The organism is Paenibacillus terrigena DSM 21567, assembly GCF_000374845.1.
Lineage (GTDB): Bacteria > Bacillota > Bacilli > Paenibacillales > Paenibacillaceae > Paenibacillus_K > Paenibacillus_K terrigena.
This window is the reverse complement of record NZ_KB895413.1, coordinates 627,166-648,817: the sequence shown is the minus strand read 5'-3', so window position 1 is coordinate 648,817 and position 21,652 is coordinate 627,166. Positions and strand designations below refer to the sequence as shown.

At 43.4% G+C, this 21,652-nt stretch carries 12 protein-coding genes; 3 read left to right on the top strand and 9 right to left on the bottom strand.

Annotated elements, in window-relative coordinates:
- Positions 1 to 253 precede the first annotated feature (253 nt).
- The 8 genes from C558_RS32445 to C558_RS0107185 all read right to left on the bottom strand — a co-directional run bounded on the left by C558_RS32445 (position 254) and on the right by C558_RS0107185 (position 18,225).
- On the bottom strand, positions 254 to 4,684 hold the full coding sequence (locus C558_RS32445; RefSeq protein WP_018755582.1) for a discoidin domain-containing protein: 4,431 nt from the start codon (positions 4,682 to 4,684) through the stop codon (positions 254 to 256).
- 368 nt (positions 4,685 to 5,052) lie between these two features.
- Positions 5,053 to 9,486 carry a glycoside hydrolase family 2 gene (locus C558_RS32440; protein ID WP_018755581.1) on the bottom strand — a complete coding sequence of 1,478 codons (4,434 nt, stop codon included), beginning with the start codon at positions 9,484 to 9,486 and terminating at the stop codon, positions 5,053 to 5,055.
- 214 nt (positions 9,487 to 9,700) lie between these two features.
- Positions 9,701 to 10,537, bottom strand: a complete 837-nt coding sequence (locus C558_RS0107210; RefSeq protein WP_018755580.1) for a carbohydrate ABC transporter permease — start codon at positions 10,535 to 10,537, stop codon at positions 9,701 to 9,703.
- Positions 10,534 to 11,424, bottom strand: coding sequence for a carbohydrate ABC transporter permease (locus C558_RS0107205; RefSeq protein ID WP_018755579.1), 891 nt, complete (start codon positions 11,422 to 11,424; stop codon positions 10,534 to 10,536). Before C558_RS0107205 ends, C558_RS0107210 begins: the two co-directional genes overlap by 4 nt.
- 88 nt (positions 11,425 to 11,512) lie before the next feature.
- The gene (locus C558_RS30600) at positions 11,513 to 12,856 is read right to left on the bottom strand and encodes an ABC transporter substrate-binding protein (protein WP_018755578.1); all 1,344 of its coding nucleotides are present in this window, start codon (positions 12,854 to 12,856) and stop codon (positions 11,513 to 11,515) included.
- A gap of 118 nt (positions 12,857 to 12,974) precedes the next feature.
- Entirely contained in the window at positions 12,975 to 14,591 is a 1,617-nt protein-coding gene (locus C558_RS0107195; protein WP_018755577.1) for a response regulator, read from the bottom strand.
- A gap of 24 nt (positions 14,592 to 14,615) precedes the next feature.
- Positions 14,616 to 16,388 carry a cache domain-containing sensor histidine kinase gene (locus tag C558_RS0107190; RefSeq protein WP_018755576.1) on the bottom strand — a complete coding sequence of 591 codons (1,773 nt, stop codon included), beginning with the start codon at positions 16,386 to 16,388 and terminating at the stop codon, positions 14,616 to 14,618.
- Between the two features lie 268 nt (positions 16,389 to 16,656).
- Positions 16,657 to 18,225, bottom strand: coding sequence for an MFS transporter (locus C558_RS0107185; RefSeq protein WP_018755575.1), 1,569 nt, complete (start codon positions 18,223 to 18,225; stop codon positions 16,657 to 16,659).
- Positions 18,226 to 18,395: 170 nt separating this feature from the next.
- Here C558_RS0107185 and C558_RS0107180 point away from each other — a divergent pair, with 170 nt between their 5' ends.
- Positions 18,396 to 18,917: a PadR family transcriptional regulator gene (locus C558_RS0107180; RefSeq protein WP_018755574.1), complete on the top strand. Its 522-nt coding sequence runs from the start codon at positions 18,396 to 18,398 to the stop codon at positions 18,915 to 18,917.
- Between the two features lie 117 nt (positions 18,918 to 19,034).
- On the opposite strand, the gene C558_RS0107175 is transcribed toward C558_RS0107180, so the two are convergent.
- A complete protein-coding gene (locus C558_RS0107175; RefSeq protein ID WP_018755573.1) occupies positions 19,035 to 20,552 on the bottom strand; it encodes a carboxypeptidase M32 in 1,518 nt (505 codons plus the stop codon).
- A 135-nt stretch (positions 20,553 to 20,687) separates the two neighbouring features.
- Here C558_RS0107175 and C558_RS0107170 point away from each other — a divergent pair, with 135 nt between their 5' ends.
- On the top strand, positions 20,688 to 21,011 hold the full coding sequence (locus C558_RS0107170; RefSeq protein ID WP_018755572.1) for an iron-sulfur cluster biosynthesis family protein: 324 nt from the start codon (positions 20,688 to 20,690) through the stop codon (positions 21,009 to 21,011).
- A gap of 45 nt (positions 21,012 to 21,056) precedes the next feature.
- Complete coding sequence (locus C558_RS0107165; protein WP_018755571.1) at positions 21,057 to 21,611, top strand: beta-class carbonic anhydrase; 555 nt, start codon at positions 21,057 to 21,059, stop codon at positions 21,609 to 21,611.
- The last annotated feature ends 41 nt before the right edge of the window (positions 21,612 to 21,652 follow it).

Here is a 21,652-nt window from a genome sequence, read left to right as displayed (position 1 = left end):
AATCTTTGGTGTGAAGATCGATGAATCAATCGATTTATATTATGATTACATCTTACTCTCCCGTTAATTGTAGGTTAATGATGTAATTTTCGGTTTTTTGATATATTTTAAGGTAAGCCTAAATCGATTCTTATGTATCGTAGAACATGAAAAACCCCCTCCAGCGCACTCTCAGCTCATGCGTTCAAAAAGCTGCATTCGCGTTATGTGCTTGAAGGGGATTAATCTATTAAACTATACTAGCGACTCTTCTCTAACTAATAATCTTCTGCGCGATCGCCGCCATATCGCTGATATCGATGACACCATTGTTGTCAAAGTCAGCCATGCGCAGCTTACTCCAGTTCGGGCTATCCTTGGTTGCGCCATAGTTCGCAGCAGCAATCGCAAGGTCACCGATCGTGACTTTGCCGTCGCCGTTCAAGTCGCCCGTCGCAACCGGCGGTTGCTCCTTCACTACTTGTACGGTAGAGCTCGCATTTCCGATCGTCATCTCTGTCCCTTCGGCATCCGAAATCATAACCTTCGTCAGCGAGATGACACGATTTACCGCCGCTTCAGCTACTTCCTTCGCTTTGAACGTTAGTTCAAGGACATTCTTCGTGCCTGTTACGGCATGGCCTGGACCTTCACTTGCAACGATAAACCGCAGCTTGCCATCCGGTGTTGTCTTCTTATCGATGATGCTAACCCCTGGAATGAGGGATCTTACAGACAAGAACTCGAGTGCAGCCGGATCGAACTCAACCGATAGATCCTGCGCATATACCGCTTGCGTTACGCTGCTAAGACCGACTTGCACGTTGAACCCTTTACCAGCAGTTACTGTAGCTGGCGCTGTGATGGAGCCTGACGGCGCAGCCGTTGCGGCCTTCTCGAAAGCTTGAACCGCGGCTTGAAGCGCTTCGATCGCTTCTGTCACTTCTGCTTGTGTGGTTGCTGTACCTACAACAAGCTCTGCTGCTGCGATCGCTGTTTTCAGTGCATCTACTGAAGCCTGCGGATATTGTCCTGGCTGATCACCGACGACGGCATGGTCAACTTTGACCTGAGCGGCTGCAATCGCTGCTGTCAGCGCAGTTGTATCCACGACCGGAGATTTAGCACCGTAAGCTTCAAACTCACGGAAACCTCCCCATAGTTCCGGGTATCCCATGACCGTTACCTTGATCTGTTGGGCACCCTTCGCCGTCCAGTTATCTGTTCTGACTTGTTCCGTGTTCGTCGTATTACTCATATGGTCAAGCACTGTCGTCCACGTTGCAGCGTCGCTTGACACCTCGATTTTATACATCATCGCCTTACCGGCTTTTTCAAAGATGATTTTCGAGCCCGTTACATCATATTTGTCGCCAAGATTCACCTGCCAGTAGTGCGGACGCTTATCATCCGCAACACACCAACGCGTCGACTCATCCCCATCGTTACCTGCGGATGCGGGATTGCTGCTCTGCTGGCTGTCAGAAACAACAGGTTTGTTTAATACAACGTTGTTAGATTCCGGTACGATTACACTCTTGGTACCGCGAATTCTAATTTCATCAATGGTTGCGATCCCTTCTGTAAATGTTACCTTTACATACCTTACTGCATTACTTGAAACGCTGTCCTTTTTGACCTTGCTGGATACTGTATCCGCCGTTCTGTCAACGGCTTGCGTCCAAATCTTGTTATCACTCGACACTTCAACCTTGTACTTGCTTGTATTTTCTGCAGCCCATTCGAGCTCAATCCCAGTCAAATCATACTTTTCTTCCAAGTCTACCATCCAAGACTTCTTCGGATCTTCAATGGTAGCTTTCCATGCGGTAGCTAGATCACCATCATTAGCCTTCGAAGCCTCATATCCTGTTAGTTCACTGCTTGCTGCAGCTGGCTTCTTGCCAGACACGACTGGCATGGAGTCTGCATTTTGATAAATATTGATCTCAGCGGCGGAACCGAAACCATTATGACCAGCCATTACTTCAAATCTCAGGTAATGAGCCTGAGTGGGTCTAAATGTTACTGTCTTCGGCATGGAATCGTTTACAAATGTTCCTTGTTCTTTGACCAAAGTATAGTTAACACCATCCAGGCTTGTGTAGACGTTGTACTTGGTTACAATACCGTTATCTCCGCCGGACTGTCTTGGAATATATTTAAGCTTATAAACGTCATAGGTTTGGCCCAAGTTGAAATCCAATGTATGAGGAGGCGTATTTCCACCATTCCACTTGGTATGCCAGATCGTATCTAGGTTTCCATCTAAGACATTTGCTGCCTTATTATCTTCGGCTTGCGTTTCCTCACTTGAAGCAGTTACTGTCATGCCACTGGAAGGAATCATTTCCGGGTCAGCTTTGGTTGTTATCTTTACACCCTCACTCCATTCACTGAACCCCGCAAAGTTCTTGGACCGAACCTGTACGGTATACGTTGCTCCAGGAAGTAAGCCTGTTTCCGAAAATGAGCTTGTCGCATTGCTTATGATCTTATTATCAATTTTAATGTCGTACTGCAATGCCCCAGGTACGGCATCCCATGCGATATCGATCGTTGAGCTCTTTGGTGAACCCACTTGAACATGAGCTGGAACTGCTGCAATCGCTGGATAATCGCCTGACCCAAACATAAACCAGTTGAGCTTGCATATTTCCTTATCTGCACCGTTAAATACCAGGAATATTTTTTGCTTTCCTGTCACGATTTGGGTAAGCTCTGATTTGGCATTTACATACCCATTCATATCCCCTGAATTCGGAATTTGCAGCGTCGCAATCGTCTGAGCAGGATTTCCTTCCGCATCAGCCAGTTTAACCTCGATCTTGCCGCCCGTTTTGTTGCTCGCTATTCTAGCGTTAAACCATTTTGCTTCACTGTTCCCGAAATCTACCTGGTCGTAACGCAGCCAATCGCCATTCTTGATATTCGCCATACTTTGGTCATATCCGTCGTTTACATCATCATTTGTCCACTCTGTTTTTGCGTTGATCGTTAGATTCTTATCTGTAACATAGTTCTGATCATCATAACGTTCAGCATCAATCTTCTTATTTATGCTAAATAAATTCCCTTGATTTTCCGTCGTTGTCAGTTCAAATGAATCCACATCAATATATCCGCCTAGAGCCTTTGTTGCGTAGTTGAAAATACCAAACCTCATCCCAACATAGGTTCCGTAACGCATGTCATATCTTCCGCCTAATCTCGTGAAGTTTACGCCGTCTAAGCTGTATGAGAATTCCGTTCGATACTCAAATCTTGGAGTTTCAGCTCTGAACCAGATATTCGAAGTTCCATCTGGAAGATCAATGGATGCCTGTTCTGTCCATAAGTCTTGCACAACGATTCTCTTCTTTCCATCTTCATTCTTAATGCCAATGAAATTGGAATCTCGTTGGATGACAGACAACCCAGCTTGATCTCCATCCGCCATATGACTGATATCCATCTTTACAGTTGCCGTGCTATCCGGACCAATGATTCGCTGCGTCAGTGTATTTCTTGCATAGGCCAGAGCATTGGTTACGCTGGATGTCTTAAGTCTTATAAAGCCTGGTCTTTCTGCAAGACTCCACTTTGCATCGTCAGGATTGTGGTTCCACTGCCATTGCAGACCTAACGCACTGCCGCTGAAATCATCTGATGTTGCAGGCGCCTTTGGCTCCGTTGTACCCAAACCTGGTATATTAGGTTTCTTCAAAGTAACAACCGCTTTTTCTCCATCCAGCTCTCCCATATACGGCCATCCATCTTTCCAGTTCACGGGCTGCAAGGTTGGAACACGTCCCAGCTTCCCTCGATCCTGGAATATGACCGACCACCACTCCGATGCCTTGCCTTCACCTTGAGGGACATCTACAATCCCACCCTGATGAATGCCATTGCCCGTAAAATTCATAAAGCTGGTCATAATATCCTTTACTTCATACGGACCGTTAGCCAAGTCTTTCGTGCGGATGGCAATTTCCTTCTTCGAGCCTTTATTCCAGGTAGGCGTGCTGAGGATGTAATAATACTCTCCAATTTTATAAACATGTGATCCTTCGTTGTAATAACCGCCCTTATAATCGTAGATCATCTTTCCATTTCTTGATGCGCCGGGGGCTCTTTTGGAAGTAATAGAAAGTTGACCCGTTTCTTCATTCACGATTTTCAATTCGCTTAGGTAGAGTTGACCTTGACCATGTACAACGTACACCTTACCATTGTCGTCAAAAAATAGACCGGGATCGTAGAGTTCATCCTCCAGCTTGTAAATTGTCCAAGGGCCCTCCGCGCTATTGGCAACGCTTACAAATGCTGCGTCACGATTAATGTTATACATCAAGTAATATTTCCCATTATGATACCTTAAGCTTGTCGCCCATGGGCCTTCGTCGTAGGCATTCTGTCCATTCTTGAGATCGTACATGTCTCCTTCCATTCTGTCGACAGCGTAACTCTCGTATTTCCAGCTCACCAAATCTTTGGAACTCATGATGGGACTACCGGGAAAGAGATGCATACTCGTGGATGACATATAATAGGTGTCTCCCACCCTGATCACGTCGTTATCTGGATAATCTCCCCACATGATCGGATTTGTGTACGTACCGTTCCCATTGTCTGCAGCCCTGGAATAGCTTGGAAAATTGACAAGTAGTGCAATTAATGCTGCCAGAATGATTGCTTTTCTTGCTTTTTGTCTGGAACTAAACAATATAAATTACCTCCTTCAAACTAGATATATGATTATAAAAAACTATAATCCCGGAATAAGAGAACTGCTTATTTCCTCTAGAAACTGAATATATAGTTGAAGTAAGTCACTGGTCACTGGTTGATATGTAAAATTGGGGTATCATCTTATTCCCCTATTTAAGTGTGATTCATAAATGAGGAAAGATAATAAAAAAACGATTTATGTCTACATCTTACTCTCAAGCCATGGAACGGTTAATGATGATAATTTGGATTTCATGATCAAATTTACGGAAAGATAGCTATATCGAAAATAGAGCAGCCCAAGATCTCCTCGAACTGCTCTCATCTCGTCATCCATTACAAATTTACAGTGACGTTATTTCATTATTGAATAATCTTCTGCGCGATCGCCGCCAAGTCGCTGATATCAATGACACCATTGTTGTCAAAGTCAGCCATGCGCAGCTTACTCCAGTTCGGGCTATCCTTGGTTGCGCCATAGTTCGCAGCAGCAATCGCAAGGTCACCGATCGTTACTTTGCCGTCGCCGTTCAAGTCGCCACTCGCAACCGGCGGTTGCTCCTTCACGACTTGTACGGTAGAGCTCGCATTTCCGATGGTCATCTCTGCTCCTGCGGCATCCGAAATCATCGCCTTCGTGATCGAGATGGCACTATTTACCGTCGCTTCAGCGACTTCCTTTGCTTTGAATGTCAGTTCAAGGACATGCTTCGTGCCTGTTACGGCATTGCCTGGACCAACGCTTGCGACGATGAACCGCAGCTTGCCATCCGGCGTCGTCTTCTTATCGATGATGCTAACCCCTGAAACGAGAGATCTCGCAGACAAGAACTCGAGCGTAGCCGGATCGAACTCGACCGATAGATCCTGCGCATATACCCCTTGCGTTACGCTGCTGATACCGACTTGCACGTTGAACGTTTTGCCAGCAGTCGCTGTAGCCGGCGCCGATATGGTGCCAGACGGTGTTGTTACGGTTACACCATAGATGAATTTGGCATCTGCCCAGTCAACGTGCGTATTGTACCTCGCTTCTGGATTGCCAGGATTGTTATTCCATTCAGCAACAAGCTTAATCTGCATGGCGCCTGTGATATCTAGATCGATCCATTCACAGTTGTTATCTCTCATCTTTACTGGGCTTGTGTAGATGAGCTCATTATCTTTAAATACTTTGAATATCGCTTCTCCACCCATTTTAGGGGCTTTCTTGTCAATGCCCACATAGGCTTGAAATCTTGCATAACCACGACCATCGACTTGATAGACGACTTCTGAATTGGTATCTGCTGATAATCCTTTGGTAAAGGTCTTAACTCCTGTTGCAGCGTTCAAGTCAAGGGTGGAACCGCCATATTGTGGCTTATCCTTAAGTACCGCATTATAATCACTGTGCGCCGAAACCCATTCCAGATCGCTAGCATAGTCATACTCTTTTTTCTCTGGTTCTGTATAGTCCTGACCATATAACACCAGTTCCGCCATACCAATTCTGAACCCGCCGCCGGCAGTGATGTCCTTCATCGTTATACGAACATATTTGATGTTGTCATACGGCTTAGCAAATTTTTCGGGTGTGAAATGCTGTCCACCGACGTAACGATTATCGAGCGCCTTTTGCCATGCTTTACCATCGCTAGATACTTCTAAATCATACGTGTACCAGTTACTGTCCTTCTCCCAGAAAATGCGGCTTCCAACAACCGATTGAGGTTTGTTAAATTTGACTGTAACGGACTGAGGAAGAGTTAGTTCCTTGGACAACCAGCCTGTTCCTATTGTCGTTATACCATCTCTAAGCTTATCGGTACCTCTGTCAGTTTCACTTGCTGAAGATGATGTGATGGATTCAATTTTTGCATCCGTAATGATGTCACCAGGTTCTTCATTGTCCGAAGGGATGATTTTAAATTCATATAAAGAAGCCCAATCTCCATTGGTAATCCGATCAACAATCGTTAATCTTACATATCTCCCTTTTGTCTCCGTCAACATCGTCTCTTCATATCCATTAGGTGTGGTGTTCGATGTTCTATCAATCACTTTTTGCCAATGGGTCCCATCTTCTGATACTTCAATATCATGCTTGTAAACATTTGTACTTCGCTCCCACATGATCTGAAACCCAGCTATAGAGCTGCTCTGTTGTAAATCAACCTGTATCCACTGCGGTAAGGATGATCCATTGGCACACCATCTTGTACCTTCGTCATTATCTACTGCATTTTTTGCATAGTTACCTGATTGTTCCGAAGAACTTGTAATGGGTTTACCCACTGCAATATTTTTATAGGTCTGTTCTGTGGTTTCTAGTTTATCAACGCCACCAACCCATGGCCGATGCTGTCCATCAGGAACAAACTGGCCTTCGTAGGGTTGTGTACTTACTGTCTTATCTCCAGCTTGGAGTCCTTCTGCCACAGCATGAATGTTGATATCTCCACTGACATGTGCAGTTCTTACAAATGCAAAACCTATACCACCTTCAACACTCTGTTCTTCAACACCGATTCTTTCAATATTTTTACCAACGAGTTCCCCATCACCTGTTACAGAAACTATAACCTTTCCCTCGTAGTTCGGTACGACTGTTCCATTCTCATCAACCACTTTGAAGTATACAGGGATTACATCTGATCCATCTGCGACTGGCATGATTCCCTTGTCACGTACTTCTATTTCGATTCTAGCAGCTTGACCCGGTGTTTTAACCGTATGCGTTTTGACAACTTTTCCATCTAAAATCGCTTCGGCTCGAAGCTCGCCAGCTGCAAACTTGTTTAATGTAAATGTAAATATAGGGCTGCCGCCTTTTTTAGCGATATTCGGAACAGACTTCAGAGCCTCTTCCCTCGTCATTTCTTTCACCAGTTCATTATTCTGATACAGCTTAATAAGGTCACAGTTACTGAATACGTTAATATTGAGGCTCGAGGCCTGCGAATATGTGCTTGCGATAAACACCATTGGACCAACAGCCGAATTTCTAGCCGATTGCATGGACTGCAGCCAGTAGTAATCATATTTTTCATATCTGTCGATATCGACCGTTCCACTTCCTAACGTTTTCGTTGTTGATCCGCGTGCGTAGTCATTCCAGCTCCATAAGAAGTATCCACCGATTCTGTCATTTGCATCTAGGCCACCCCAGTCCGAGTAACCATCTCCATTTAAATATCTCTGACGTGTCAAAATCTGAGTATTCATCGCGCCTTCGCCTTCTTTTCTCAGCGCCTTGCTCGATTCTTCAAAATCGCCCCATTCACGAGTAAAGAACGGCTTTTTGGGATCAAAATCCGTCCATTTGCTAGGATCTGCTTGCCAATTGGTATCAACGGCTTTGTAGTTCACATCATAAAAAGATCCCTGAAGCCCGTGGTCCGCTGCTGTATACATCTGATTGCCAGGATACTCTGCATGAGCGATCGCAGTAGCTTCTTTTGCCCATTGGGCTGAATAGCCCGTCTCGTTCAGTGAAGTTTCCCATAGGATGACGGACGGTCTGTTTCTGTCACGTCGGATCATTTCACGGGTATCTCTTAATGTGAGATCATAGAACTTTTGACTTTTGGTGAAGTTCTGCCAGCCGGGCTGACATTCAATAACTAATAACCCTAATTCATCAGCTGCATCTAAAAAGGCCGGATCATTAGGATAATGCGTAGCACGAACCGCATTAAATCCATTTTCCTTGATTTGCATGACATCACGGTATTGCATCGCGTTAGGGGCTGCATCTCCAATATTCTGATATGCCTGATGACGGTTGGCTCCGCGTAAATATAATCTCTCACCATTGATATAGAATCCATCAGCCTTGTACTCTATAGTTCGGATCCCGATCTTAGTCGTAACCGAATCCACTAAAGTTGGCCCATTGTACACTTCACTAACCAAGGAATAAAGATAAGGTGAATCGGGATGCCACAAATTGGGATTGGTTACCGTTAAATCCTGAGTAAACTGCTTATCCCCACCTGCTGGGATACTTGCAGCATCAGCTTCACCCTGCGCAACTGTATTTCCTTTCTTGTCTACAAGCTTAGTTACAACCTTCGTATCTGCTGACGTATTATTTTGGTTTACAACATGCGTTTTTACATTCACCTTGGCATGAGTTTTGCTCACTTCTGGATAAGTTACAAAAACTCCGCCACTAGCTGTTTTGTCAGTCTGTAATGCATCTGAAATATGTAAATTATTCGTAATTCTCATGGTTACATCTCTGTAAATACCACCGTAATAATGGAAATCAAGATTTGCTATTGGCTTTCCTGGCGGAGTATCTGGACTATCATTGCTAGATACCTTTACAGCTAAAACATTTGTTTCACCGAATTTCACTTTATCTGTAATATCTACAGAAAATCCGACATAACCACCATTACGCGTATAAATTTTTTCTCCATTCAAATAGATATCACTGTCAATCATGACACCTTCAAAGTCAATATTGATTGTATTTCCTCTGTACATCTCGTCAATCGTAAAATAACGTCTGTACCAGCCTATTCCTTGATATACGGCTCGCCCACCATTCGCATGCTTCTTCTCCAGTCTCATGGTGTGTGGAATCGTAATATTAGCAAATGCCTGATCATCATAGTCAACGGCCTCTGCCCCTGCTAACTCGCCTCTGTAAAAGCCCCAATCACTATTAAAATTCAGGACTGTTCTGCCATTTGTATTCTCGGTTGTCTGATCACGACTCCCATTCTGCGCGTGTGCAACTGTGTTTGGGTATTCCATTCCGAAAATAAATGAGAAAGCTAGAAGGCATATCATTATTCTCTTCATCACTACACCTCTTTAACATATAATATAAGCTTTAGGAATTAGGATGCCGTTGCAGCCTCTGGCCATCTAATTAGGTTCTTATATTACTTCACCTCCACATTAGGGTGTGTATAAATGGGTGAATAGCCATGCACTTATGCCCTATATAAGTAGAAACGGATACCATCCTTTGAGACGGTATCCGTTTTTGTTAGCTGCCCAACTGTTATCCTTCTTATCCTTTCACTGCACCTGCAACGATCCCTTTGAAGATATACTTTGAAAATAGAAGATAAATCAAAAGTGTCGGCAGCATGACCAAGATAATCGCAGCACTGAGATAATCCCAACTTCCAAACTTTGAACTACTGAAATACATCAAGGTCGTCGTCAACGTTCTAAGGCTGCTTGAAGGCATGTACAGATATGGAACATACATATCGTTCATCACATCAACCGCTTTAATAATACCGAGTGTTGCCGTTGCCGGTAACAGAAGCGGGAAGATCATTTTATTGAAGACTGAAAAGTATGAGCATCCATCGAGCATTGCACTCTCATCTAATTCTTTGGGAATACCATTGATGAACTGTGTATAAATGTAGAGTTGAACCAAATTCGCTGCTGCGTAAATTACGATTGGGGCCCAAATCGTATTATAAAGTCCAAGATTTTTAATAACTGTAAATCGTGAAATTTCAGTAATCATACCGGGCATGATCATACCGGCTACAAAAAGACCGAGAATGATCTTCTTCAAGCGAAAATCAAATCGATTAATCGCGTAGGCTGTCATTGTTCCTATTAAAGCATTAATGACAACACTGACTGCAACCAGGAACATCGAATTACCAAACCCCTGTAGAAACTTCCCTTTCTCCAATACAACGCCGTAGTTATCGAAATTAAAACTTGCTGGCAGCTTGAGCGAAAATTCAGAGCCAATCTCCATTGAAGTTTTAAATGAAGCGAATAACGTTATGAGTAAGGGGAGGAAGACGATTAGACAAATCGCAATTAGAATGACATACACGGCGAGCTTCTTCACTGCTACTCCCAATCGAGGCGTCATTCCTCATCAACTCCCTTCAGGTTGAACAGCCTCTTCTGTATACTATTCAGGACAATAATGAGAACTAACATCGTAATCCCCATCGCTGAAGCCATACCGAAGTTGTTAAATTTGAAGGCTGTCTCCAAGGTATATAATGTGAATGTACTACTCGCATGACCCGGGCCGCCCTGTGTCATAATATATGGAATATCGAACACTTGCAGCGCCCCAACGACATTTAAGAACAAAAGAACCTCTAGTACCTTTTTCACACCTGGAACGATAATATACCAAAAATTCTGAATGCTGTTCGCGCCATCGATTTTGGCTGCCTCGAATTGATCCTGAGGAATGGCTTGCAAGCCTGCTAGGAATAAGATGACATGGAAGCCTGAGAATCGCCAGATCGATACAAACACCAAGCTAAGGTTCACGATGGATTCATTCGTCAACCAGTTCTGTATGAGCGACTCTAGCCCCAGCGCTTCAAGAATGCCATTTAACCCACCATTAATAGGACTATAAAAGAAGGCAAACATATACGAAATAGCAACCCCGTTAATAATATAAGGCATGAATACGATTGTCTTAAAAAACTTGCTGGCACGAATCTTACTGTCCAATACAACCGCAATCGCTAATTCAAGCGGAATCATAATGAAATGAAAGAGGAAGTAGAATCCGTTATTGCGAAGGGACAGCCATACATCGGATGAATCGGTAAACATCTTGATGTAATTGTCGAAACCAATGTACACTTGCTTCGCATCCATTCCATTCCAATCGGTAAAACTTAATCGAATAAGTTCGAATAGCGGGTACAACACGAACATCAAAAGCAGCAATACAGGAACAAACAAAAAGCTGAATAACAGTATGTTTCTTTGCATAGAAATCGTTTTCATTCCTACCCCTCCATTTCTTTATATATAAGGAAAGTGGCTAATCCAAATGGTAGCCACCTTCCTCATTACTCAACTTTCACATTGAGATTTATTTTAATTTGGAACGGGCATTTTTCCAGCTGTTATTCATATCCTGCATCATCTTATTGAAATCTTTGCCTGCCATCATATCCTGACCCATCTTCTTCACATCGAACTTAATGGCCGATTCAATCTTCTTATAACCCTCACTGCCGCCTTTATACAGCACATAATTCAGATTGGACACGTCAAAAGCACCCTTGAACATTGTACCTAGATCAATCTTAACATCCTTCATCGTCGATTGAAGCTGAGCCTCAGTCAAATATTTCGAATACCATTTATCACTGAAGAACCAGTTAATGAATTCTTTCGCTTCGTCTGGATACTTCGACGTTTTTGGAATCGTGAAGAACGTATCTACCATCGAAATCGTATTAAACGGATCACTTTCGGAATTACGAACAGGTAACAAGAAAGCACCTACATCATTCAGATCCACATCTTTCATCGATTTCAAATCACTGCCGAACCATTGACCAAGTGCAATCATCGCCGCCTGCTTGGAACCGAACATCAACTTGGATTGGTCAAAGCCAACACCGAGGGGATCAGGACCCATCAATTTACCATCATACAGTTCCTGAATTTTAACATAAGCATCATAGAAGGCTTGACCTTTCGTAAAAGGTTCATCCATCGTCGCCATCGTTGACCAGTAATCCCCATCTCCTGCTACAAGTGAAGGCATAAATTCGTTGAAAGGATAATTCGGCCAAGCGTCTTTACCGCCCATGGCGAACGGCATATATTTGCCGCCGTCTTTAATCTTTTTAGCTGCACTTACGAACTCTCCCCAGGTCTTAGGAATCTCAAGTCCATATTCCTGGAAGATACTCTTCCGATACCAGACGAACTCATTGAATTGGCTTTCGGGTACACCATAAATATGATCACCCACCTTGAAATCAGCTGCGAACATATTGTTCTTGGCTGCATCCAAGTCATCAAGAGGTAAGATATTATCCTTGAAATTAATCAACCAAGACGATTTCAGAGGCAGAATATCCGGCAATTCGTTCGCTGAATTCCGGATCTTCATCGTATTTTCATACTCTGTGTCCTTTAACAGCTCCAATTCAATGGTGACATTCGGATGTTCCTTTTTGTATTCGTTTACAAGATCCAGCTTCGTAAATAAATCCTCTGTAATCGTAGACCAAATTGGGAATTTTAACGTTACAGGTTCCTTCTCATCTACTTTCTGCTCCTGTTGCTTCGTATCTGGCTGAGCAGTTTTCCCCTCGTCTGAACTCCCTTTAGATCCACAAGCGGAAAACATTGGCACCATTAGGGCTGTGATCATTAGCGTACATAAAATGCGTGTTATACGTGGTCGAACTTGTTGCATATAACATTCCTCCTATACTTATTGGATATAAGCTATTGCTCATTTGCTGTCTCTATTATAGCGCTTCCAAAAAGCGGTCAGAATGATAAAACATTCGAAATCATGATAAAGTTTTAGGCTATTTGGCAACCGATCTTATGAACTGATTGGGACTTATGCCAGTCGCCTTTTTAAAAACCCGGCTAAAGTGCTCCGTACTCGCATATCCAGTACGCTCTGCAATCTCATAGATCTTGAGATAAGGCTCCTTCTTCATGCTTTCCATGGCCTTTTCCATGCGTACTTTGGTAACAAATTCCTTAAACGTCTCTCCTACTGCCTTCGAGAACAATGTACTGAAATGACTTTCACTTAAATGTACCATTTCACTTACTTTCCCTAGCGTGATTTCTTCCCGATAGTGTTCCATGATATAAGCTTGCGCAATGGCCACAACCCGATTCATCTGGCCCGCCTTTTTATCACTCTCTTGCAGAAGCTGAAGTACAAAATTTGAAATCGAGTCTTGCAAGCTATCAGCTGAGTCAACCTGCCAAGCCATGCGATACACATCTTCGATTTTGTCCATTTCCAGGCTATTGACGAACTCGTTATCATACATGAACTTTACCAATATCATTAACAGTTCCATATACCGGGCGCGCAGCACCTCATTTCCCATCGAAGCAGAACGCTTGATCAATGCAAACATATGGTCTAGTTCTTGCAGAACCGCTTGCTCTTCACGCTCCTTCAATGCATCCAGCAAGGCTTGCTCTTTCCCGATCAGGCTCTCTCCCGACTGCTTCAAGAAATGGTTAGCATCCTCTGGGTAAATGACTCGATGCTTATTAATTACAAAGCGCAAATCCGCATTTTTGCGAGCTTGAAGATAAAACGCCGGGATTTGCTTTAATTCTTCACACAGCTCACTCACTCCGATCGTGACTTGAATATTGATGTATTCCTTCAGTACAAATATGATTTGATCCATGATCTGCGAAATACTCTGCCTGACATACATTAAACTGTTTGTTGCAAACGATAAGAGCACCACGTATTCATACGTGTTCCAGCTAATGACTTCACCTGTTCCGGCCTCCGCGAGCACCTGATCGATAGACTTTAATACTGAACTTACAAAATCCCCAATAGCCGAACCATACCGCTCCTGAACCTCAGCAAAGCCCTCTACTCGAATCATTGAAACGGTTATATGCGTCCATTCCAGCCTCATTTTCAAATCTTCTAGAACAAAAGGATCGAACTGCGAATTTACGCCAATTTCAAGCCATTCACGAATGGTTTGCTGTTTCAGCCGCATCCTTTCCCCATTGCGAATTTCTATCGATTTCCTTGACATGTTCTGTTTCACTTCGCAGTCATGCTTGATCCGATTAAAGAGATCCAGTACAATATTCGGATCCATCTCCGATTTTAGAATATAGTCCTGAACCCCCCTCTTGAACGCCTTCCTTACGAATTCAAAATCATCATACGCGCTCAAAATGACGACATGCGGAGAAGTTCCATTCAACTGATTAAGCTCATCAATCAGCTCTAGACCATCCATCACAGGCATCTTCAAATCCGTAATCATAATGTCAATTTCTCGGTTTTCTTTTATATACTCAAGTGCTTGATAACCATTACTCGCTTCATACACAATCCGAAATCCGTTCGATTCCCAATCAATCAACGTCGTTAAAGCTAATCTCATAATCGTCTCATCTTCAACGATCATCACGTTCATCATATGGCTCATCCTCTCTATGAAGTATTATGTTAATATCAGTGGGAGCAAAATCGTAATGATGGTCCCTCTACCTAACTGGCTATCAATCTCCACACCGTACGGATGACCATAATTAAGCTCAATTCGTTGTAACACATTATGTACACCTATCCCGCTAAAATTGCCACGCTGGTATTTCTCACCCTGCTGCAGCAATCCCCTAATTTGTTCGTCTGTCATTCCTTTACCATAATCCGTGATCGTAAAGCATACGCCAAGCTCATGCCGAACCGCCTTCACTTCAATCAACTCGTTCATCTGTTGCTGATCAAGTCCATGAAAAATGGCATTTTCTAGAATCGGCTGAAGCAGCATTTTGGGCATGCTGTAATTCAAAAGCGTATCATCAATATCAAATTGGATATTCAGCTTGCCTCCATAACGAACCTGCATAATATGCACGTAGGACTCTAGTACTTTGATCTCCTGACCAATCGGGGCTAGCGAGTTTGGTGCACGAAATACATGCGTCAGAAGGGCAGATAGGCTCTCAATAATTTTACGAATATTGTCTGTTTTTGCGATCATCGCCATAAGCCGAACGGAATTCAATGTATTCGATAAGAAGTGTGGATTAATCTGTGATTGCAAAGCTTCGATTTCAGCCTGGCTGCGCGCTCGTTCCTTCAAATCCCGTTCTTGCATAAGATCTCTGATCTGAGAAACCATGCGATTGAAGGAATATCCTAGCCGCTTAATCTCACCTCTTCCGTCTGCCTTTACTTCCGTAAAAAAATCGCCTGTCTCCACCCTTCTCATCGCTCGAATGAGATTCTGCAATGGCCGAAGTATATCTTTAAAAAAACTTAATAAAAACAATAGAAATAAAGCAAAACTACCAAATATGAAAATGATGGAAATTTTTAAAAATTGATTTGCATCCCTCGTAACTATGTTCTCATCTAAAATATTGACGATACTCCAACCTGACTTCTCAAATGAATACAGCTTTATAAGCTTATTCGCTCCATTAATATTAATAAAGGTGTAATCCTCATCACGATTATGAGTTGGCTTCTTCAGCATCTTGGATAGTTCCATTAAGATTTCTGGATCTACTTTATCATGATTGTTCTGATTCACAATTCGATTACCGTTCCGATCAATCATGAATTGTTCAATATCTGGATTCTTATGAATGTAGTCTGGCAGAGAGGCGTGGGTAATCAAATAAACCATCTCAACCTCTGTTTCGAGCGATTGATCCGGATGAAGCAATAAGGTAAACATATCCTGTTTATCTGAAGTAATCCCGTTCAGGCTATCAACAATGACTGCTGTTCCATTACTGTTCCTCAGCGTCTCTTGATACCATGGCAGATTGCGAATGGAAGAATCGGAAATCGTAGGAGGATTCTTAAAATAATAGTAACCTCCATCCTTCAACGTAAAGATAACGCTTACAATCTCATTGCTATAATTCGAGATAATATTTAAGTAGGCATCGATCTCACGCGTAAGTTGAATTTTCTCTACTGAACTTGAGCTTCTGCTCCACGCTGAGACTGCATCCAGAATCGTGTGGTCATTTACATTCGCGATTGTAGAGATGGTAAGGGAGGCTCGTTTCAGCTCAGAGTTCATATTGTTAGATGCTGCATCCAACTGCTGAACCATTTGATCAATGGACTTGTGAATTAATGAGGTTGAATAGTATTTATAGAATATATTAATAAATATGATGAATGGAATAATGATAATCAATACAAAAGTTCTAATAAAATGCATCGTAATCTCTCTATCTTTTTGTTTGAACATGGAAACCCTCCATACTTATGCCAATTATTATCGGTTACTTGCTAACAATAATATGCCAAAAAAAGATCACCTTCAATAGAGCAAAAGTGAGGCGATCTACTTTGCTTAATAACAGTTTAAAGATTCAAAGAGATCATTGTAATGATATTTCTTGTGGTTACATGATATATTTTCTTTATTCACTCAAATATCCTACCATATGCCTAGGATAATTTATCAAACATAAAAAGCACCCCGGAGAGTGCTTTCAATCACTACTTGAAATATCTTATAAGTTCTGTTGCAGTGGATTTCTCCCTTGCTTGTTCTTGCGAACAACACCAATGACGAGCGTTGTTGCGAACAATACGATACAGATCGTCATAGCGGCGTAAAACAAGCCATGATAGCCTATCCCTACGACCTCGTGAAGCGCATCCATCAAAGCTTTCTTCGTCGTTGGATCCGGAATTTGAGCAATTCCCGCTTGTATCGTGCTGAAATCCGTTTGTGTCGGTATGTTCGGCAATGCACCTGCACCAGCTTGAATATGCGCTTCACTCAAATGCGACTTAATCGCATCCCCCATATGCATGAACGAACGTGCAAGGAATCCCGCGAACAATGTTGGTGCGAGCGTCAATCCAATCTGACGAGACAAAGACGTTGTCGCTAGTGCAACCCCCTTGTTATCGCCTGCATTCTCTGTAGCGAGAATATTCACTGGCGCACCCAGCATCGAACCAAACCCAATCCCTACAAGACAGCTCGCGATGACCATCTGCCAGATTTGCTCCACCCATACTGCGAATAACAAGAAGCCTAACGCAGCAATCGCACTTGCTGTCAGCATCGTGAAGACAGAACCTTTACGGTCCACCAGTCTGCCTCCAAACGCGGCGCCAGCCCCAGCTGCTAGAGCGAGCGGCGTGAACCAATAACCCGAGACCGCCGAACTTACACCTAAATATTGTTCAATGAAGCCTGGAACGAAGATAATGGAAGCAATAATCGTCCCCGAGAGCATCGCATAGAACAAGGTCCAACAAAACACCCCATTCTTAAATAGAAAAATCGGCAAGATCGGATCCTTTGATGATTTCTGAACGCGGCGTTCCGTTACCACGAGGATCACGAGCAGGACGAGTCCTATCGCAATAAATCCAAGAAACGGTCCCGAAGTCAGACTGTCGACGAGGTTAACACCATCAAGCTTCGTTAATCCGTACATCATAGAGAGTACAGCCAAGCTTAGAATCGCAACGCCAGCATAATCAAGCCGTGCTTTGATCAATTTCTGCTCTTCATGAATGAATTTCATCCCCAGAATCGCGAGAGCTATCGCAATCGGAACATTGATCAGGAACAACCAATGCCAACTCCCTGTCATATTTAATATGAATGATCCGATATTCGGGCCAAGGACCGATGCAATTCCGTTCATCCCACCGAGAATCCCGAGCATCCGCCCCTGTTTCTCACGTGGAAATGTATTTAAGACAAAGGAACTTGCAATAATAAATATTCCGCCGCCACCCATGGCTTGGATGAATCGACACACAAGGAACCAGGTGAAATTCGGACTTAATGCGACGAGTAATGATCCTAGACCAAATAATGAGACCTCGAATATGAACAGTTTCTTGCGCCCGTATCGATCAGAAAGTTTGCCAATAATCGGTACACTAATCGCCAGACCCAAGGTATATACTGTAATCGTCCAAGCTCCCCATGTTGGAGATACTCCAAAAGATCGATTCAACGTTGTGAGCGCTGCTGTAATAATGCCGTTATCCAATGCGCCCATAAATACGCCAACAGCAAAAATAATTAAGCTCCATGTTAAATTCCGTTTCATCCCTCTCACTCCATTCAACGTACTTGTTGAGCGTCAAGCGCTTCCCATGTATAATGTCAGTATATAGTCACATGTGACTAAACTACTTATATCGTAAGTTTACCACTTACACGTATATAGTCAAGTGTGACTAATCACCTGTAGAATAATTACTTCTAGGAGGGGCACAAATGGACGAGCGTACACTACTCATTCTAGGGCTGTTAAAATCCCAAAGTCAGCATGGATACCAAATTAATGATTTTATTGAGCGCAATCTGGGGCGCGTATCGGATATGAAGAAGGCAACTGCCTATTCGTTATTGAAGAAGCTAAATGAATCGGGTCTAATTGAAGCGACAACGGAGCAAGGCGGGAATCGGCCTGCCAAACAAGTCTACTCCATTACTCCAGCGGGTGAGGAGAAATTCTATAAATTGCTGCGCATGTCCCTGGTCCAAGTGAATGATTACTTGCCGCATGGCGATATTGGCATCTGCTTCATGGATCAATTACCGAAGGACGAAGTCATCGGATACTTGAACGAGCGGTTAGCGAAAACGGAGGAATTGCTCGCATCCTATGAAGATGTTCCCCCCCATGTAGAGCATCTACATGGCGTTAATCTAACGATTAGACACCGAATTGCACTGTTTCGCTGCGATATTGAGTGGATGAAACAGACAATTGAAGAGCTTCGTGCGAGATCGTAGGCTATCCTCCAATTCGGAAAACGAATTCGAAATCCATCAACGTTCTAGTTAGCAAGGCAGCACGAAAAAGCTCATCTTCCCTAACAGGAAGATGAGCTTTTCTGGTTCTTAAGGCTTTTATTGCAGGTTGTACACTTCTTTAAATTTATTCTCTAAGTATTCGATCAAATAGGTAGGATTCAATTCCTCGCCTGTAATGCGCTGAATGATCTCGCCCGGCGTCTGGCTCTTACCATATTGATAAACCTTATCCGTGAGCCATTCTTTGATCGGTGCCAATCGGCCTTGTTCAATATAGCTATCCAGCTCTGGCATCTCTTGACGCATCGTATGCATCATCTGTGCAGCATACATGTTACCGAGAGAGTACGATGGGAAATAACCGAAACCTCCGCCTCCCCAGTGAACATCTTGAAGAACGCCCAAACTGTCCGATGGAGGTGTGATACCAAGGTATTCCTCATACTTCGCATTCCATACCGCCGGCAAGTCCGCAACACTTAATCCTTCATTGAACAACATTTTCTCAATTTCATAACGAATAATGATATGTAGGTTATAAGTCAACTCATCGGATTCCGTACGAATGAACGAAGCCTCCGAACGGTTCATTGCGCGATAGAACGCATCTGCAGATACATCGAGCTGACCTGGGAATATACGTTGAACATCCTTATAATATCGATTCCAGAACAACCGGCTGCGTCCAATCATATTTTCCCAGAACCGGGATTGTGATTCATGAATCCCCATCGAAGTTCCGGTACACAGCGGTGTTCCGATCAGATCCTTCGAAATGTTCTGCTCGTAGAGTGCATGTCCGCCTTCATGTAATGAACTGAACAAGGAATTCGGTAGATCCTTCTCGTCATAACGTGTAGTAATACGTACATCTCCCGGATTCAAGCCTGTCGCGAATGGATGTACACTCACATCGAGACGACCCGCATCAAAATCATATCCCATTTGCTCTAGCAAGAATAGACTGATTTCTCGCTGTTTATCAATATCGAATTTCTGTTCCAGGCACGACATATCCGGTTTGTCCTGCGATGCCGCAATAGCAGCAACAAGCGGAACAGTTCGCGCACGCACTTCACCGAATACTTCATCCAACTTCGCAACAGTTAATCCAGGCTCATACATATCCAGTAATGTATCATAACGTGTTTCTTTCGCACCCCATAGATCGATGAATTGCTGGTTATAGGCTACAACCTTTTCTAAATAAGGCTTGAACATTTCGAAATCATCGGCTTCCCTTGCTTCTTCCCAGACATTCTCCGCTTGTGTTGTTAACACTACGTATTCCTGATACATTTTCGCTGGGATCTTCTTGCTCTTCTCATACTCTTTCTTGCATTCCTGGACGATCTTCTGATTCATCTCATCCAGCTGGGCATATGCCTCTGGCTCTGACAATGACGCAACATATTCACCCATCTCATCGGATGTGGATAATTTGAACATTTCGGTCGATAGAACGCCGATGACCTCAGAACGGGCTTCCATTCCTTTTTTAGGCGCACCTGTACGCAAATCCCAATACATCACACCTAGTGCTTCCTCATAACTCTTAATTTTTTGAACCAATTCGCGAAAATCTTTCACTTGTTGTTCAATCTCTGGATTCATTCGATTACCGCCCCTCGCAATATATTCTAATTCGTTGGTTTTCACTCCCCTCTTGATGATACTTTTTGCAAAGCGTATAATCAACTGTTAAGAGAAAAAGATGACATATGTCACACAAGGGAGAGGAGAACCTGCATGTACATTCATCTGACAGACGAAGCACTCGAAGCGATTAGTGAGCGAATCGGCACGGGTTCTACAACCTGCTATCTCAAGCTCGTCTACGACACCGAAGGTTGCGGCTGCAACGGACTACCTGCGCTGCATTTGGTCTCGGCCATCGAAGAGACCGATATCCTTGTGGACTCGAACGGGCCACCTATGGCCACGGATAAAGCGCGGATCATTTTTTTTGAAGAGCGTATGAAGATCGATCTTAGCGGGTCGACCAGCTTCAAATTATCCAGTGATAGCCAGATTTACAGCTCCAATGTTAAGCTAGTGGATCGTAGAGCTTAGCCAATTGAATTATACAATTTCCAGATATAATGAGGAGGAATCCCTGTGTCAAATCTTGAGACGATTCTAGAATTCAACCAAGCCTTCGTTGAGACGAAAGGTTATGAGACCTATAAAACGGACAAGTTCCCGGAGAAAAAGCTCGTCATCTTGACCTGTATGGATGCTCGTCTTGTCGAGCTGCTGCCAAAAGCCATGAATCTGAAGAACGGCGATGCTAAAATCATTAAAAATGCCGGAGCGATCATCACCCAGCCTTTCGGATCGGTCATGCGGAGTATTCTGGTGGCTATCTACGAACTAGGAGCTGAAGAAGTCTTAGTCGTAGGCCATCGCGGATGCGGGATGACGAAATTAAACTCCGAGAATATTGTGGCACAGGCTATAGAGCGTGGAATCTCAGAGACCGTTATCTCAACACTTGAAAATTCCGGCATCAAGATGAACCGCTTCTTGCGTGGATTCGAAAGTGTTGAAGAAGGCGTCGTGAGCAGCGTCGCGATTATTCGCAACCATCCACTTATGCCAAGCAGCGTCCAAGTTCATGGTCTGATTATGGATTCGGAGACTGGCAAGTTGGAAATGGCTGAAGTGAATTAATCCTATTGGGTGATAACAAAGAAGCACGCCTCACGAATACG